Here is a 16416-nt window from a genome sequence, read left to right on the forward strand (position 1 = left end):
TGACGTTGCCCCCTGAAGTGTCCTCGGTCTGAACTGGACTCCGTCGGAAGGAGACGGAGATGAAGAAGAGTCGCTTCAGTGAGGAGCAGATCATCGCGGTGCTGAAGGAGCATTCGGCGGGGATCGGCGTGACAGAGCTGTGCCGCAAGCACGGGATCAGCGATGCGACCTTCTACACCTGGCGCAAGCGTTACGGCGGCATGGAGGTCTCGGACGCTAGGCGACTGAAGGCGCTGGAGGATGAGAACGCTCGCCTCAAGAAGCTTCTCGCCGAACAGATGCTCGATGTCGCGACGCTGAAAGACGCTCTGGGACAAAACTTCTGACGCCCGGCGCGCGGAGAGGCTTCGTGAGCTGGGCTATTGAGACGAAGGGATATTCCCAGCGGCGCGCCTGTGCGCTGATCGGGATGCATCCCAGGACCTACCTCTACCAGTCGCAGCGGTCGGACGACGCGGCCATGCGCGAACGGCTGAAGGCGCTAGCGAACGAGCGGCGCCGGTTCGGCTATCGGCGGCTGCACATCCTGTTGCGACGCGAAGGCATCGAGGTGAACCACAAGAAGCTGTTCCGCGTGTATCGGGAGGAACGGCTGACCGTGCGGCGCCGGGGCGGCCGCAAACGTGCGATCGGAACACGCTCGCCGATGACGCTGCCGCAGGGACCGAACCAGCGCTGGAGCCTCGACTTCGTCTCCGACCAACTCAGCGACGGGCGTCGCTTCCGTGTGCTGGTCGTGGTCGATGACTTCACCCGCGAGTGTCTGGCGCTGGTCGTCGACACGTCCTTGTCGGGCGCCCGGGTGGCGCGAGAGCTCGACAGCCTCATCGCCCAGCGTGGCAAACCGCTGATGGTCGTTAGCGACAACGGCACGGAACTGACCTCCCGCGCCATCCTCGAATGGCAGGAGGATCGCCGCGTCGAGTGGCATTACATTGCCCCCGGCAAGCCGATGCAGAACGGGTTCGTCGAGAGCCTGAATGGCCGGTTCCGAGACGAGTGCCTGAACGAGCACCTCTTCCGCAGCCTGCCGGCTGCTCGCCGCCTCATCGAGGAATGGCGGGCCGACTACAATCACGACCGCCCGCACACCAGCCTCGGCGGCCTCACCCCGAACGAGTTTGCAACCCGGTCCCGACAGGACCACAACACGAACAGAGTCCAGCTATGAGCGGGGACACTTCGGGGGCAACGTCAAGGCCCGCGAAGACGTGCAGCGCGGCGTACTGAATATCTCGGTCAGACAGTGGCTGCGGTTGCGCCTTGGGCCGGCGAGCCTCCCTAATGATATCCCATTGAGACTGCAGCGCTGCTCGTTGCGTTGTGGCTCGCGCCTTCGCCTCTCTGAGGTCTCCAGTGCGAAGTGACTTCCAGACCTGCGTCCGACCGAACTCGGCCCGCACGTCCGTCGGCACGTCCACCTTCAGATACCACGTGGTCCCGCGCAGGATCATCCCGGTGTCCGGTCGCATCGTCTTTGCCCCGCAGAGAGGCAAATCTCATAGGCCTAAAACCGATGATGGGGAAGCGGACACCGTAGCAAAATTGGTGGCACTTTCTGTGCAGATCGCCAGGAATACTGCGTCATTCAGGCGTTCTGCGGTGTTTTGCTACGTAGCAATCACCTCCTGCCGGGGACACGATTTCGATTTTCTTCGCAAAGTCAGCCCTGTAGAGCAGGCGATTGCAGCCGGTTGGCCGACGCGCGTTTGGAGAAGCGCGGCACCGAAAGAACTAAAGGAATCACACATTCTTCTAAAGACCAATCGGAGAAGCGCCGGCCCGTTAGAAACGAGCCAACCAAGCGCAACACTTCAAATTGTGAATTCTCCGCCCATAAAACCAAATAGACCACACCGATAAATAATAAATATTATCATACAAAAGAACTTAACTCATATACGCACGATCACTTCTACAATATTCGAATCTCAACCAGCGTCACCCTCTTCACTCAATAACTCCCTCTTGCCGCAATGACGTATATCGATCCCCTCCGATGATCAGATGATCGTGGACAGCGATATTCACGGGCTGCAAGGCTTCCAGGATCGAACGCGTCATTGTGATATCCGCTCGCGATGGAGTGGGGTCACCGGATGGATGATTGTGGACGAGCACGATGGCTGATGCGCCGACCTCCAGACATTTCTCTAAGACTTCTCGGGGATAGACCGGTGCATGATCAATCGTGCCGACTTGCACGCATTCGCTGCGCAGGAATTGATTGCGACGGTCGAGAAATAAGATATGGAATTCTTCTCGCTTGGCGAGCCGCAGCTGAGGCCGGTAATATTCGGCAACAGCGTCTGTAGAGCTCAGAGTCTTTCGCTCTTCGAGCGAGGCATAGGAGAACCGCTCCGCCGCCGCACGGACCAATCGGAAATCTGAGGCGACTTTCTCGCCGACACCGTTGACTTTGACGAGTTGTGACGTCGGCGCCGCGATGGCGGCCGCGAATGATCCGAATGCCTTCATGAGAGCGCGCGCGATCGGCTTCGTGTCTCGACGAGGGACCGACCGAAACAGCAGAAGCTCTAGAAGCTCATAGTCGGCAAGCCGCTCACCACGGTCGAATCGTGCGCGAAGTCGGAGGCGATGACCTGCGGCCACGTCATCGGTGGGAGAGCGCGCGCTTTGCGACTGGATTTCCGACGGCCTGGCATGTTCGCTCTTCCACCCGGGACCGGTGGCACGGGAGCTTCGAGACTCGGCCACCGGCGAGCCCTCTGCCGCGCTTTGCTGGCAATGGCTTCGGGCCGGTGTGTCCGCGAAAAGAGACGGCTGACTGGTCATCGCGGCGCGAGATGTCAACGATGACCTCCGCACTGCGGTCGGCCGTAATTTTGCAATCTCGACAGGTTCGGCATCGGTCGACGGCCCACGATCCGCGCCTTGTGCGCCCTTTCGGTCAGAGCTCCCTTCGATCTTCCGGCGCCCTGTATCAGAGCTTTGCACTGCGTTGACGCCACATGCGCCGGCGCCGATGGACCCGCGCGTCGCGTGATGCGGCGGACGTTCGAACGCCTCGATCATGCTCTCGGAGGGACGGGTGGACGCCATTTCGCCAGCCGGAAGCAGCGGGCCGCACGGCGGGTTTCCCTTCCGCGGCACCCGTCGCGCTCTCTTCTCCGGCCGTGGTTTTGCCGCCGTGACCGCAGCCTCGGGCAAGGCGGGGCCAACATCGACGCTTCCCCCGAGCGCCGTTCCGAGATCGGAGGGCCGGTAGAGATCGCCCGCTTCAAGGTCCATCGGTTGGGACAGGCCCGTCGTCTCGGACCTCGCCATGATGGATGGCTTTTCAGAACTTGGCCGTGAATCCGGCGCGCAAATCTCGGACACCCCTCGTCGCAGGAGAGCGAGGATCACCTCATCTTCATTATCCATCGCCGGATCCTTCGTCGCCCTCGTGGTCAGCCTCACGCGAGCCGGCCATTGGGATAACTAAAGCCCAAAACGAAACACGAACATATTGTAGCCCCGAGGCTTGCGCGGCGCAATCAAAAAGTGCACCCTCATACCAACCAAACTACCTAAGATAGCAATCACGCAGGAGATGCGTTCATGACCGATGTCGAACGGGCACGGCGATGCCGCTCTCACGATCCGGACCGGATCGCGCTCTCCCTACGCTCGACCTTGCCGCCAGATTGGCGGCAAGCAGGCGTTAATTGCGGGCGATCATGTGGGATGAGGCGGTGAAGATCTCGCATCCGTCCTCGGTCACGCCGACGGAATGCTCGTATTGGGCCGAAAGCGAACGATCACGCGTGACGGCGGTCCACCCGTCGGAGAGGACTTTGACGTGCGGCCGGCCGAGATTCACCATGGGCTCGATCGTGAAGATCATCCCCGGTTGGAGGCGAACACCATCGCCGGGTCGCCCGTAATGCAAAATGTTCGGCATATCGTGGAACAAAAGCCCAACGCCATGGCCGCAGAATTCACGGACGACGGAACAGCGCTCGCCCTCGACATAGGCTTGGATCGCGGCCCCGATATCGCCCGTCGTGTTGCCCGGCTTGACCTGGGCAACACCAATCGCGAGCGCCTTCAGCGTGACGTTGAGGAGCCGCTCGGCCGCGCGCCGCACGGTCCCAACACGGTACATGCGGGAAGAATCGCCATGCCAACCGTCCTTGATGAAGGTGACGTCGACATTGACGACATCCCCCTCCTTCAACGCCTTCTGCGCCGGAATGCCGTGACATACGACATGATTGACCGAGGTGCAGCTCGCCTTGCGATAACCGCGATAATAAAGCGTCGCGGGGACGACGTCGTGACGCGCGGCGAAGGCGAGGACGTGATCGTCGATCGCCTGCGTCGTCATGCCGGGGACGATCAGGCTTTCCAACTCGTCGAGGCACGCCGCGACGAGGCTTCCCGCCGCGCGCATGCCCGCAAAGCCCTCAGGCCCGTAAAGACGAACCTGCCCCGTGTTGCGGGTCGGTGCGGTATCCGCATCGATAAATTCAACCATGGGCGATCACCACGCTCTTCACACATCCTATGTCGGGGATCTTGCCGCCGGTGGCAAGTCGCCGGGCCGCGATTGGGACGTGTCCCATCCTATACCGCACTCGGTAAGCGCGTCTTGGCGGAACGCTTAGCGGGTTACGATCAGGACTGCTTCGGACAAGATGGCGGTGGCCCTCCACACGGCGGAGGGCAACCGCGTTCCCGATGGCCTACGTTATGGCGCGGAAATTTGAGAGCGCGAGCGCCAAGCCGGCGCCGCTCAATGGGCGAAGTCCGTGCCGGTTCCCCTCAAGCGGCCGCCCGAACGCTCGACATCCGGTCGCAGACTCGCGGCAATGCGCCGCCGCCCTGTCGGCGCCCTCCCCGTCGCGGCTGCCTGCGCTGATCGCGGCGCCCGCCCCCACTGCCCGGCGACGCACTCGCGCGCGCTCGCCATCGCGCCGGGCAGAGCTCCCGGCCGGGAGCGAGAGCGCCACAGGCGATCAGCGGGACTCAGACCGGCTGCGGCGGCGCAGCTTTGACGCGCCGGAGGGAAACGGAGGAATGGATCGAGGCGATGCCGGGGATTTTCGTGAAGATACCCGTCAGAAAATGCTCATATTCTTTCAGGCCCGGCGCAAGAATACGCAGAAGATAATCGTTTTCTCCGGTCATCAGCCAGCAATCGACGACTTCGGGGTATTTCTTGATTTCAGCCTCAAAGCGACCAAGCTCGGAATCGACCTGACGCTCAAGCTTGACCGACATGAATATCGCAACCGGCAGGCCGAGTTTTTCCTCGTCGACCGCGGCGTGATAGCCGGTGATCACGCCCTCGCTCTCGAGCCGCTTGAGCCGTCGCAGACATGGCGACGGGCTGAGCCCCACCGTCTCGCTGAGCTCCTGGTTGGTCAGGCGCGCGTTCTCTTGCAACGCCTGCAAGATATGGCGATCGATTCTGTCCATTCTTGGCAGATTCCTCCAACGAATTTAGATTTATCGGCAGGATCCATCACCGAGATGGCCCATTGCGCCGCAATTCGCAAGGACGTGCCATCGTGCTCGCACTAGAATCGGAGACCAACGCCCCTCCCCGCAACCTCAACGAGGCGCTCCGACATGTCCGATCGCGGCGATATCGCAACGCTCCATCATCTCGAAAAGAAGATCTTGTGGCTCGCCTGCCTGCTGATCGACCGCGCCAATCGACGCGAGAAGATCGACGGGCTGAAGGTCGGCGGGCACCAGGCGTCGAGCGCGTCGATGGTGTCGATCATGACGGCGCTCTATTTCCACGTGCTGCGGCCGGAGGATCGCGTCGCGGTGAAGCCCCACGCCTCGCCGGTTTTTCATGCCATCCAGTATATGATGGGCCATCAAAGCCGGGAGAAATTGGAGAATTTCCGCGGCTATCATGGCGCTCAGTCCTACCCGAGCCGCACGAAGGACACGGATGATGTCGATTTTTCGACCGGTTCCGTCGGCCTCGGAGTCGGGATCACGCTCTTTGCCTCGATGATCCAGGACTATCTTCGCGCAAAGTCCTGGCCGTCGGATATCGGGCGCGAAGGGCGCATGATCGCGCTGGTCGGTGATGCCGAGCTCGACGAAGGAAATGTCTACGAGGCCTTGCAGGAAGGCTGGAAACACGACCTTCGGAACACCTGGTGGATCATCGACTATAATCGTCAGAGCCTCGACGGGGTGGTCCGCGAGGGGCTCTATCGGCGCCTCGAAACCGTCTTTCGGGCGTTCGGCTGGGATGTCGTCACGCTGAAATATGGCGCATTGCAGCGCGAGGCGTTCGCCGAGCCGGGCGGCGAAGCGTTGAGAAATTGGATCGATGCTTGCCCCAATCAGCTCTATTCGGCGCTGATGTTCCAAGGCGGTGCGGTCTGGCGCAAGACGCTGCTGGACGCGATCGGTGATCAGGGGCCGGTGACGGCGCTCATCGAAAAGCGCAGTGATGCGGCCCTTGCCGAACTCATGGGCAATCTCGGCGGCCACTGCGTGGAAAGCCTCGTGAGCGCCTTCGCCGCCATCGATCACGACCGTCCGACCGTCTTCATCGCCTATACGATCAAGGGATGGGGCACCCCGCTCGCCGGGCATAAAGACAATCACGCCGGCCTGATGACGGCGGCGCAGATGGAAACCCTGCAGGCCGCGATGAACATTCGCGCCGGTCACGAATGGGATCTGTTCGAGGGGCTCGACGAGGACGAGGCCGCGCTGCGCGCCTTCCTCGCCGACGTGCCTTTCTTCGCCAAAGGAACGCGGCGCTACGAAGCGGAGAAAATTGGCGTGCCGTCCGCCGTGTTCGATGCGCCAGCACCGTCGGGAACCGCAATCTCCACGCAAGCCGCCTTCGGCAAGATCCTCGACACCATCGCCAAGTCCGACACGGCGCTCGCGAGCCGGATCGTGACCACCGCGCCGGACGTCACCGTCTCGACCAATCTCGGCCCTTGGGTGAACCGGCGGCAACTCTATGCGCGCGAGGCGCTCGCCGACACGTTCGGCCGGGAGCGGATCCCGAGCACGCAGAAATGGGAGTTTTCGCCAGAAGGGCAGCATATCGAACTCGGCATCGCCGAGATGAACCTCTTCCTCCTTCTGGGCGCGGCCGGGCTCAGCCATTCGCTCTTCGGCGAGCGGCTCTTGCCCGTCGGAACGCTCTATGATCCGTTCGTGTCGCGTGGGCTCGATGCGCTCAATTATGCCTGCTACCAGGACGCACGCTTCATGGTCGTCGGCACGCCGTCCGGCGTCTCGCTCGCGAGCGAAGGCGGCGCGCACCAATCGATCGCCCAGCCGCTGATCGGCATGAGCCAGGACGGCCTTGCGAGCTTCGAGCCCGCCTTCGCCGACGAACTCGCGATCATCATGGAATGGGCCTTCGCGTTCATGCAGCGCGACGGGTCGGCCACCCCCGATCCCCGTACCTGGCTTCCCGATGCGGCAGGCGGGTCGGTCTATCTCCGCCTTTCGACCCGGCAGATCGAACAGCCCGGCAGGCGATCCAATCCGCACTTCGCCGAGGAGGTCATCGACGGCGCGACATGGTTGAAGGAGCCGGGGCCGAACGCCGAATTGGTGATCGCCTATCAGGGCACGGTCGGCACCGAAGCGATCGCCGCGGCGGGAATGCTCGCCGATCGGTGCCGCGATATCGGCGTCCTCGCCGTGACCTCGGCGGACCGTCTCTATGCCGGCTGGCATCACGCGCAAAAGGCGCGCGCGGCGGGCGAACTCGGCGCGGCGAGCCACATCGAACGCCTCATCGCCCCCCTCCCTGGCCATTGCCGGATCGTCACGGTGATCGACGGGCATCCGGCGACGCTCGGGTGGCTCGGCGGCGTCGCCGGCCACCGAACGGTGAGCCTCGGCGTCGACCGGTTCGGCCAGACGGGGACGGTGAGTGACCTTTACCGGCATTATGGGATCGACGCGGCCTCGATCGCGGAAGCCGCGACCGGGCTGACCAACGGACGGCCGCTGATCCGGCTCGTTTCGGGGCTTTAGGGCGCGCCTCGACAATCCGATCGAGGTTGCGGATCGAAGCGCGTGGGAGGCCGCTGCGCGGACGGGATCGCGCGGACGCGGCATCGATCACGGAGGCCGCGACCGGACGGACCAACAAGCGGCCGCTGATCCGACTCGCATCTGGGTTTTAGGGGCGCGCCTCGACGGTCCGATCGAGGTTGCGGATCGAAGGGCGCGGGAGGCCGCTGCGCGGGCGGGATTGCGCGGACGCGGCCTCGATCGGGGAGGCCGCGACCGGACTGACCAACAGGCGGCTGCTAATCCGGTTCGTATCTGGGTTTTAGGGGCGCGCCTCGACGATCCGATCGAGATTGCGATCGAAGCGCGCGGGAGGCCGCTGCGCGAAAGGAGTCCGCGGGAGCGCCCATTCGCGAGGGCTGCCCGAGGAGGTGTCCGGCTCGGCCATGAGTGCCGATGATGGGGGTTGGCCGTCTATGGGCGTGGCCGCGCCGGTCCCGGTTTTCCGGTTTTGATCGCGCCACGCCCCGCGTCGCATTGCGCACGGGCGAGCACGCTAGGGCGAGCCTCGCCGAGTGGATCCGCCGGGCGGCGACTGGAGCCACCCGGATCGCACGGCGGACCGGCCGAGCACGCATTCAGACGAGCGACCAGCTCGCCTCCGTGCCAAACCCCTCTGAGGCGACCTTGCGGTCTCCTTCGAGCTTTTCGAGATGCGCGAGGACGGACAGGCCCGCGGCCCCCTTGAGACGCGCATCGAGCCCGACATAGAGCGCCTCGACGATCGCCACGATCGTCCGGTCCCCCTTCTGGAGGCGGTCGACGATCGCCCGCTCGCGCATCAGCCGGTGCGATTTCATCGCCGCCACCGCACGCTGCGGCTCGGCGATGACATCGCCATGGCCCGGCAGATAACGCGCATGCGGCCGCGCGATGAGCCGGTCGAGTGAGGTGATATAGTCCGCCATCGACCCGTCCGGCGGGGCGATCACCGTCGTCGACCAGCCCATGACGTGATCGCCGGACAGGAGATCGTCGCCGACCGTGAAGGCGAGATGGTTCGCCGTGTGACCAGGCGTCGCGATCGCCGTGACGGTGACGTCGGCGTTCGCGACGCGGCCGCCATCGCCGAGAAGCGTGTCGGGGTGAAAGCCCGTATCGGAGGCCTTCGCGAACGGGTTCGTCTCACCGGGCCGCAGCACGCGGGAATCGCGATAGGGCCCTTCCCCCACGGTCTCGCCGCCGACCGCCCGCACGAGTTTGGCGAGACCGTCGACATGGTCACGATGGGTGTGGGTCACGAGGATATGCGTGACGGGACGCCCGGCGATCGCCGCGATCAGCGCATCGCGGTGCGCAGCGTCGTCCGGCCCCGGATCGACCACCATCAGTTCGCGCTCGCCGAGGAGATAGGTGTTCGTCCCCGCGCCGGTGAACGGGCCGGTGTTCGGCGCCGTCACGCGCATGATCGCGTTGCCGAGGTCGACGGCCTCGCCGTGTCGTGGATCGAAATCGTTCACACAATGCCTCCGATCGCCCGCAGCCAATGGCGATACGCCGCGTCTTTCTCCGTGCTTGGCCGACATGGCCCGCGAGCCTGGCGGGCCGGCCCCCGCGAAACGGGTGTGGCCGCATGCCCTTATAAAGAAGTTCGCGAGGGATGCACGGCCCGTCGATGCGAACCGGCCTTTGCGGAGGGATGCGGCGGCGATGCACACCGGCGAGGTGCGGTTGGCCTTTGGGCCGGGTGGGACAAAAAGCGAAATCGTTGACATTCCCTCTGGCTGGAATGCCAAATGTTCTATATATGTTCCTAACCATCATCGCAACAGTCACCGGTTCGCGGCATGGGATCTCGATGCGCCGATCGCTGCCCGTTCTGATGGACGTCGCCATCCGGCGCGGAGCCGTTCCCCGGAGCGGATCGCGGATCGCGCATCAGCGTCGCCGAAGAGCGGATCGCCCGGGCGTTCGCACCCCGTGACTCGTCCGATGCGCCGCACCGCGAGAGGGCGGCCTTTCGTCGGACGCCGGTCGCGCGCGGAGCCCATACGAGATGCCGCCGCCGCAACCGTCCGCCCAACCGCGAGATCCGGCTGGTCGCACAAGGAGCCCCTCATGCTGACGCCCGTCAACATCATCACCCTCGGCGATTATATCGACTATGGCATGGCGCTGGTCGCCTGGTGCCGCGCCTGTCCCGGCCCCCATCGCGAGGTGGACCTTGCCCTGCTCGCCGAGCGGCTCGGCCACGATCATCGGATGGTCGAGGGCGAACTCAAGCTGCGCTGCAGCCGCTGCGGCTCGCGCGATGTCGCCGTGCTGGTGTCGCCGCCGGTCGCCAAGGGAGCGGGCGGCGCGCACCGCTGGTGACCCGCTCCGAACGGTTCGGCCGGCACGGGAGCCGAGCGGACGACGCGGCGCGAAACCCCGTCAGTCCTCGTCGTCACCATCGTCTGTCACCTCGTCGTCGCCCCGTCGTCCCGTCCGGGCGGAGGGCGCGCCCTCTTCGCCCCCGATCCGGCTCGACATCCATTGATAGGCCCCGAGGGCGACCAACGAGGACATCGCGGCGAAAAACAGCGCGGCGGGATAGATCGCGAACTGAATCCCCTCGCGCGTCGCCTGAAACACCATTACGAGCGCTTCGAGGCTCGCCGCGATCACGATGATGGTGATGAATTTCGTGATCGAGCGGCGCGACTCGCGGGTCGATCGCAGCTCGCGCTGCCGGATGATCTCTTCCTCGGCGATGAATTTCGCCGTCTCGACGACGGCAAACCCGATCACGAGAAGGCTGATGCTGCTGAGGACGGTCGCGACCGGATCGTCCCGAAACAGGCCCGTCGCCACCTCCACGAACGCGATGCCGAGCAGAATGAAAGCGAGAATGATGAGGCTGGCGGTCGCGATGACGAAATAGGCCAACGCGACCTTCGTATAAATATGCCTCATTGGCATAAATATAACGCACCCAGATTCGTATTCTTCATCGCAAAACCCTATAAAAGATCCGAATAACTTTGCTCGGCTTCATTATAGGGCGCCACTCATATCGTTCGAGGCCGACCCATTATTCCGGCACATCCCCGAGGATGCATGCCGTTGCGACGGGGACGGCCCGAACGCCCCGTGTTCATCGCATCCCGCACCGCTGAGCGGCGCCGGCAGCCATCAGCGAACGCACCGACAGCGCGGCGCGCTCGCCTGACGGATCGTGTCCCTGCCGTCTCAAATCCGCGCCGCCTTCAGCCGCAGCGCGTTGCCGATGACCGACACCGACGACAAGCTCATCGCCGCCGCGGCCACCATCGGCGACAGGAGAAGACCGAACACCGGATAGAGCAGCCCCGCCGCGATCGGCACGCCGACGGCGTTGTAGACGAGCGCGAAGAAGAGGTTTTCGCGGATATTGCGCATCGTCGCGACGGAGAGACGCCGCGCCCGCACGATCGCACGGAGATCGCCTTTGACGAGCGTGAACCCGGCGCTCTCGATCGCGACATCCGCGCCCGTTCCCATCGCGATCCCGACATCGGCCGCGGCGAGGGCCGGCGCATCGTTCACCCCGTCGCCCGCCATCGCGACGACCTTTCCCTCCGCCTTCAACGCGTTGACGATCGCCGCCTTGTCCTCCGGCGAGACGTCCGCCCGCACCTCGTCGATGCCGAGCCTGCCGGCGATCGCCCGGGCGGTGCGCGCGTTGTCGCCGGTCGCCATGACGATCCGCAAGCCCGCTTCGTGCAGTGCCGCGAGCGCCGCCTCGGTCGTCTCCTTGACCGGATCGGCGACGCTGACGAGACCCGCTAGCTTGTTCTCGACGACGACGAACATCACCGTCTCCCCGGCATCGCGCCGCCGGTCCGCCTCGGCTGCCTCGCTCGCTGTGACGCCGAGACGGTCGAGAAGTTTCGCATTGCCGAGCGCGACGGCGCGGCCTTCGACACGGCCGATCACCCCCTCCCCGGTGATCGCCTCGAAGTCCTCCGCGCCCGTGAGTGACAGGGCGCGCGCCTCGGCACCCCGGACGATCGCCTCGGCGAGCGGATGCTCCGAACCGCGCTCCAATATCGCGGCGAGACGCAGCACGTCGTCCTCCGCCCATCCCTCGACCGGCAGCACCGCGACGAGCTCCGGCTTCCCCACCGTCAACGTGCCGGTCTTGTCGACGATCAGCGTGTCGACCTTCGCAAAGCCCTCGAGCGCCTCCGCGTTGCGGATCAGCACGCCCGCATGCGCGCCGCGCCCGGTCGCCGCTATGATCGACATCGGGGTCGCAAGGCCGAGCGCGCAAGGACAGGCGATGATGAGCACCGAGATCGCCGCGATGAGCGCATGGGCGAGCGCCGGCGCCGGTCCGAACAGCGCCCACGCGGCGAACGCGACGATGGCGACCACGATCACCACCGGCACGAACACCCCGCTCACCCGATCGGCGAGCTTCTGGATCGGCGCCCGGGAGCGCTGCGCGGCGGCGACCATCTCGACGATCCGGGCAAGGACCGTGTCGGCCCCCACCGCGGTCGCCTCGATGATGAGGCTGCCGGAGCCATTGAGGGTCGCGCCCGTCACCGCGTCGCCCGCCGCCTTCTCGACGGGAACGGGTTCGCCGGTCAGCATCGATTCGTCGACCGACGACCGGCCTTCGAGGACCGTGCCGTCGACCGGGACTTTTTCGCCCGGCCGCACGCGGATCTTGTCGCCGAGGCCGACATTTTCGAGCGGCACTTCCTCCTCGCGCCCATCCTCGCGCACGATGCGCGCGGTCTTTGCCGCAAGGTCGAGCAAGGCGCGGATCGCCGAGCCCGTCCGCTCGCGCGCCCGCAACTCCAGCACCTGCCCGAGAAGAACGAGGACGACGATCACCGCCGCGGCCTCGAAATAGACCCCGACCTCGCCGGAATGATCGCGGAAGCCGGCCGGGAAGAGGCCGGGCGCGAGCACCGCGACGAGGCTGAACAGGTAGGCCGCGGCGACGCCCATCCCGATCAGGCTGAACATGTTGAGGTGGCCCGAGCGGAACGACTTCGCCCCGCGCACCAGGAACGGCCAGCCGCACCACAACACCACCGGCGTCGCGAGCACGAGTTCGATCCAGCGGGCAAGGCGCGGCCCGATCATGGCCCCGACATCGATGCCCAGCATCGGCGCCATGGCGATGACGAAGAGCGGGACCGTCAGGATGGCGCCCACCACGAAACGGCGGGTGAAGTCGACGAGCTCGGGGTTGGGCCCCTCCTCCACCGCCACGCCTTTCGGCTCCAGCGCCATCCCGCAAATCGGGCACTCGCCGGGGCCGATCTGCTCGATTTGCGGGTGCATCGGGCAGGTGTAGATCGTGCCCGCCGGCGGTTCGGCCGGCGCCGCGCCAGGCTCGAGATAGCGCGTCGGCTCCGCCGCGAACGTCTCCGCACAGCGCTCGCTGCAAAAATGAAAGGTGCGCCCGTCGTGCGCGCGTGTCGGCCCACCGCCTTCGGGGTCGACCATCATGCCGCATACCGGATCGCGCACGACCCCTTCGCCCGCCCGTCCCGGCGCGGCGCGCGCCTCGTTCTCGTCGACGTGGGCGTGGGCGTGGGCGTGGGTGTGGGCGCCGGTGGGATGCTCTCGGCTAGATGAATGCGTTCGCGTCATCGCATGGTCTCCTTGACCCGCCCAAGATGGGGCTTCCCATCATGGGAAGGTCAAGTCGGCGACCGGGACGCCTTCCGGCGGAGGCGTGAATGTCGCACCAAGATGCGAACCGCGGCGGCTAACGCCGGATCCAGCGCCAGATGTTGCGGATCGCGCCCATCTGCCAGCCGATCCACACGGCGGTCAGCAGGATGATCGCGCCGATGAACAGGCCGCGATCGGTCAACCGCAACGGCCCACTATAGGAATCGAAGAGAAAGTCGGCCGAATCCTTGAGAACGCTCGCCAGTGTCAGCCCGGCGATGAAGGCGAGCACCGCGCTGATCCAGACCTCGGACCGCTGCGTGGCGCGGGTGGCCAGACCATCGACCACGCGCACGGCATCCTCGATCGACCGATCGAGGAGCGCGATATCGCCGTCGATCTTCCAATGCACGAACACGCGCCCGTAGAGGGTCGACTCCAGATCGTCGGCGACATAGTTTTCGGGCATCGCATCGAAGCGGATCATGGCGAGAATGCCGGTGATCCGCGTCAAGTTCTCGGCCTCCTCCCGCAGTGAATGCTCGCTCCAGAGCCCGCCATTGGCCTTCACCGAGGCGCCGATCTGCGCCTGCAATCCCTCCGAGGCGACCATCACCCCGGCATAGGACATCCAGAACTGACGCGCGAGCGCGACGACGCGCTTCACGGTCCGCGATTCGTCGAGATTCCCTTCGCACGACACCACGACGCCATAGTCATGGGCGAACAGGCTCGTGATCTGGTGGCGCCGCAAAAAATCGTCGGTGCCGATCGCAATGACGCCGCTGCCGCTGGCCGCGGCGATCTTCTCCACGTCATCGCGTACGGCCGCGAGCGAAGCGCCCGGCCGGTGGGCGAGGATGATGACGTGACCATAGACATCGCACGTATCGTCGCGCTCCACCTGTCCGCCGGAGCGGAGGCGGTCGAGCGCCGGAAAGCGGATGGCCGGATCCATCGTCTCGACCAGCGCGCGGCGGAGCTTCGGCCACTCGGCCTGTACCTTGAGCTTTCGCCCGTCGATCATGTCGATGCGAGCGGCCGCCCAGTTCCGCCAGGCCTCACCGTCCTGGAGCGCGATGGTGATGGGATGGCCGTCCCGTGCGACGAGATCGGTCGAAAATTCGAGGCAGCCGATCTGCAGATCGTCATAGACGAATTGGCCGGCGCCCGGTCCGCCGCCACGCACCTCGAGCACGTCCTCGTACGCCTTGAAGTGCGTCTTGGTGATCTCGGCCGGATAGGGCTCCTCAAGATCCCCGATCATCCGCACGACGCGGCGACGGACGGTGGAGGCCGGATCGTCCCCCGACCAGGAGAGGTCATCGACGCGCCAGTTGGTGATCGGCAATCCCGGCACCTTCGCCAGCCGCCGGCTCCAGCAGTCGATGACGGCCTTGCGGTCCGTCGCCCGGATCGGCCAATGGCCAGCTCGCAGAAAAACCGGCACGAGGTGAACGATTCGCGCCCCTGTTACGTGTAACACCGCACCCAAGGCCGCACCCTTTCAGCACCGACACCACGGATCGCTCGATATCCCGGCTCTTTATAAAGCAAGACGAACAATCATCCAACTGCAATACTTTGATACACCAAGATTTCGCGACCAACGCTTCCGAGATCGCCAAACACTCTCCAGACAGAGCCGCGATCGCATACGATCCCTATACAAGACGGCGGACGGCGGTGATCAGGCGGTATCGTGGCCGTGCGACGGGACGCGTGGCCGCGCGGGGGTGGGCCCGGTCGGCGCATCAGGGAAGACTTCCACATGGGTCTTGGCGGTTCGTCCGAAGTAGAGCACCCGCCGGCCGAGAAAGGAAACGAGGTATCCGGCACAGCCGCACCCCACCACGTTGTCCGAGAAGGCGGCATAGGAATAATCCGGCGCCCCCGACTGCGCCCAGGCCACCTGCGCGCCGATGCCGGCCGCGTCGAACGTCGCGGCGACGGGTCCGGCCGGGCTCCGGCTTTCGAGGGTCACGCTGTCCCCGTCCGGCAAATAATAGGTCGCCGTCCCGCGCCGGTAGTCGACCGAATATCCCTCGAACCCCGCCTCGATCAGCGCCGTCACGATCACGGGGAAGCTCATCGACCCGGCATGCGCCGCATCAAGACAGCTTTGGGCAAGTGCCATCCGTTGCGCGTCCATCGCGCGTTCCTTTCTGTGATGATGTGGTCCGTCCGGTCCGCCGCCCGGCCGCGAGAGGGCCTCTAATCGGTCGGCGTCTTCACATCGTGCGCGGCGGCGATCTTCTCCAGAAGCCGCCGCAAGGCGCGCCGCTCCTCCGCCCTTAGCGCGCCGAAGAACGAGGCGTCATTGTCGTCCGCGAGCACCGCGAGGCGGGGAACGAGCGCCCGCCCCTGCCCCGTCAGCGCGAGGGTATGGGCCCGCTTGTCATCCGGGTTGGGCGCGCGCGCCACGAGCCCCTTGTCGATGAGCCGCTCGGCGAGCTTCGAGATCGCGCCCCTCGTCATCCCCATTCGCTCCGCGAGCATCGACGGGGCGATCCCATCGACGTCGAACAGCATCCTGAGAACGACCCACTCGGCGACGGTCACGCCCTCCGCCTCCATCGCGCGGGCGAACCGTTGCGAAACGGCGTTCGACACCATCCGCAGCCAATAGCCGAGATGGCTGTCGAGATCGGAAACCGACGGCATCGAGCGTGTCATCCGGGGAATAATTGCGCCCAAGAAGTTTCCTAGTCAACAAGATTCATCGGCCAGGAGGTGGCACCGGCCGTGCCCTCACCGCCGGTACGGCGATGGCGACCGTCATGGGCCGCAACG

At 65.1% G+C, this 16416-nt stretch carries 13 protein-coding genes; 3 read left to right on the forward strand and 10 right to left on the reverse strand.

Translation table 11 applies throughout. The features are described 5' to 3' along the window. The first annotated feature begins 59 nt into the window (after window positions 1-59). A protein-coding gene (locus tag L1787_RS00130) for an IS3 family transposase (RefSeq protein WP_235706437.1) occupies window positions 60-1171 on the forward strand; the annotation gives its coding sequence in 2 pieces (ribosomal slippage) (window positions 60-315 and window positions 315-1171; 1113 coding nt in all). Here L1787_RS00130 and L1787_RS25895 read toward each other — a convergent pair. The 4 genes from L1787_RS25895 to L1787_RS00145 form a co-directional block, all read right to left on the reverse strand. Then, on the reverse strand, window positions 1107-1472 hold the full coding sequence (locus L1787_RS25895) for a DUF6538 domain-containing protein (RefSeq protein WP_369415039.1): 366 nt from the start codon (window positions 1470-1472) through the stop codon (window positions 1107-1109). The genes L1787_RS00130 and L1787_RS25895 overlap by 65 nt on opposite strands. Window positions 1473-1950: 478 nt before the next feature. After that, the gene (gene radC / locus L1787_RS00135; protein ID WP_235706443.1) at window positions 1951-3387 is read right to left on the reverse strand and encodes a RadC family protein; all 1437 of its coding nucleotides are present in this window, start codon (window positions 3385-3387) and stop codon (window positions 1951-1953) included. Between the two features lie 280 nt (window positions 3388-3667). Next, window positions 3668-4483 carry a type I methionyl aminopeptidase gene (gene map, locus L1787_RS00140; protein WP_235706444.1) on the reverse strand — a complete coding sequence of 272 codons (816 nt, stop codon included), beginning with the start codon at window positions 4481-4483 and terminating at the stop codon, window positions 3668-3670. A gap of 491 nt (window positions 4484-4974) precedes the next feature. Further along, complete coding sequence (locus tag L1787_RS00145) at window positions 4975-5427, reverse strand: Lrp/AsnC family transcriptional regulator (protein ID WP_235706445.1); 453 nt, start codon at window positions 5425-5427, stop codon at window positions 4975-4977. Window positions 5428-5580: 153 nt separating this feature from the next. On the opposite strand from L1787_RS00145, the gene L1787_RS00150 reads away from it, so the two are divergent. Continuing rightward, window positions 5581-7986 (forward strand): thiamine pyrophosphate-binding protein, encoded by a 2406-nt coding sequence (locus tag L1787_RS00150; protein WP_235706446.1) that lies wholly within the window; start codon window positions 5581-5583, stop codon window positions 7984-7986. A 617-nt stretch (window positions 7987-8603) separates the two neighbouring features. Here the strand turns inward: L1787_RS00150 and L1787_RS00155 are convergent. After that, a complete protein-coding gene (locus tag L1787_RS00155; RefSeq protein ID WP_235706467.1) occupies window positions 8604-9431 on the reverse strand; it encodes an MBL fold metallo-hydrolase in 828 nt (275 codons plus the stop codon). A 652-nt stretch (window positions 9432-10083) separates the two neighbouring features. On the opposite strand from L1787_RS00155, the gene L1787_RS00160 reads away from it, so the two are divergent. Continuing rightward, the gene (locus tag L1787_RS00160) at window positions 10084-10338 is read left to right on the forward strand and encodes a hypothetical protein (protein ID WP_235706447.1); all 255 of its coding nucleotides are present in this window, start codon (window positions 10084-10086) and stop codon (window positions 10336-10338) included. A gap of 60 nt (window positions 10339-10398) precedes the next feature. Here the strand turns inward: L1787_RS00160 and L1787_RS00165 are convergent, their stop codons facing one another. From L1787_RS00165 to L1787_RS00185, 5 genes are all read right to left on the reverse strand, one after another. Further along, the gene (locus tag L1787_RS00165) at window positions 10399-10920 is read right to left on the reverse strand and encodes a GNAT family acetyltransferase (protein WP_235706448.1); all 522 of its coding nucleotides are present in this window, start codon (window positions 10918-10920) and stop codon (window positions 10399-10401) included. 276 nt (window positions 10921-11196) lie between these two features. Continuing rightward, window positions 11197-13599 carry a heavy metal translocating P-type ATPase gene (locus tag L1787_RS00170; RefSeq protein WP_235706449.1) on the reverse strand — a complete coding sequence of 801 codons (2403 nt, stop codon included), beginning with the start codon at window positions 13597-13599 and terminating at the stop codon, window positions 11197-11199. Window positions 13600-13717: 118 nt separating this feature from the next. Then, complete coding sequence (locus tag L1787_RS00175) at window positions 13718-15073, reverse strand: hypothetical protein (RefSeq protein WP_235706450.1); 1356 nt, start codon at window positions 15071-15073, stop codon at window positions 13718-13720. Between the two features lie 240 nt (window positions 15074-15313). Beyond that, window positions 15314-15775, reverse strand: a complete 462-nt coding sequence (locus tag L1787_RS00180) for a DUF1398 domain-containing protein (protein WP_235706451.1) — start codon at window positions 15773-15775, stop codon at window positions 15314-15316. Between the two features lie 62 nt (window positions 15776-15837). Continuing rightward, window positions 15838-16287, reverse strand: coding sequence for a MarR family winged helix-turn-helix transcriptional regulator (locus tag L1787_RS00185; RefSeq protein ID WP_235706452.1), 450 nt, complete (start codon window positions 16285-16287; stop codon window positions 15838-15840). Between the last annotated feature and the right edge of the window lie 129 nt (window positions 16288-16416).

The sequence above is a fragment of the Acuticoccus kalidii genome (assembly GCF_021556395.1).
GTDB lineage: Bacteria > Pseudomonadota > Alphaproteobacteria > Rhizobiales > Amorphaceae > Acuticoccus > Acuticoccus kalidii.

Excerpts from the sequence above, each read along its gene's own strand:
- L1787_RS25895 (WP_369415039.1), bottom strand. The coding sequence starts at position 1,472 with ATGCGACCGGACACCGGGATGATCCTGCGCGGGACCACGTGGTATCTG.
- radC (WP_235706443.1), bottom strand. The coding sequence starts at position 3,387 with ATGGATAATGAAGATGAGGTGATCCTCGCTCTCCTGCGACGAGGGGTG.
- map (WP_235706444.1), bottom strand. The coding sequence starts at position 4,483 with ATGGTTGAATTTATCGATGCGGATACCGCACCGACCCGCAACACGGGG.
- L1787_RS00145 (WP_235706445.1), bottom strand. The coding sequence starts at position 5,427 with ATGGACAGAATCGATCGCCATATCTTGCAGGCGTTGCAAGAGAACGCG.
- L1787_RS00150 (WP_235706446.1), top strand. The coding sequence starts at position 5,581 with ATGTCCGATCGCGGCGATATCGCAACGCTCCATCATCTCGAAAAGAAG.
- L1787_RS00155 (WP_235706467.1), bottom strand. The coding sequence starts at position 9,431 with ATGCGCGTGACGGCGCCGAACACCGGCCCGTTCACCGGCGCGGGGACG.
- L1787_RS00160 (WP_235706447.1), top strand. The coding sequence starts at position 10,084 with ATGCTGACGCCCGTCAACATCATCACCCTCGGCGATTATATCGACTAT.
- L1787_RS00165 (WP_235706448.1), bottom strand. The coding sequence starts at position 10,920 with ATGAGGCATATTTATACGAAGGTCGCGTTGGCCTATTTCGTCATCGCG.
- L1787_RS00170 (WP_235706449.1), bottom strand. The coding sequence starts at position 13,599 with ATGACGCGAACGCATTCATCTAGCCGAGAGCATCCCACCGGCGCCCAC.
- L1787_RS00180 (WP_235706451.1), bottom strand. The coding sequence starts at position 15,775 with ATGGACGCGCAACGGATGGCACTTGCCCAAAGCTGTCTTGATGCGGCG.
- L1787_RS00185 (WP_235706452.1), bottom strand. The coding sequence starts at position 16,287 with ATGCCGTCGGTTTCCGATCTCGACAGCCATCTCGGCTATTGGCTGCGG.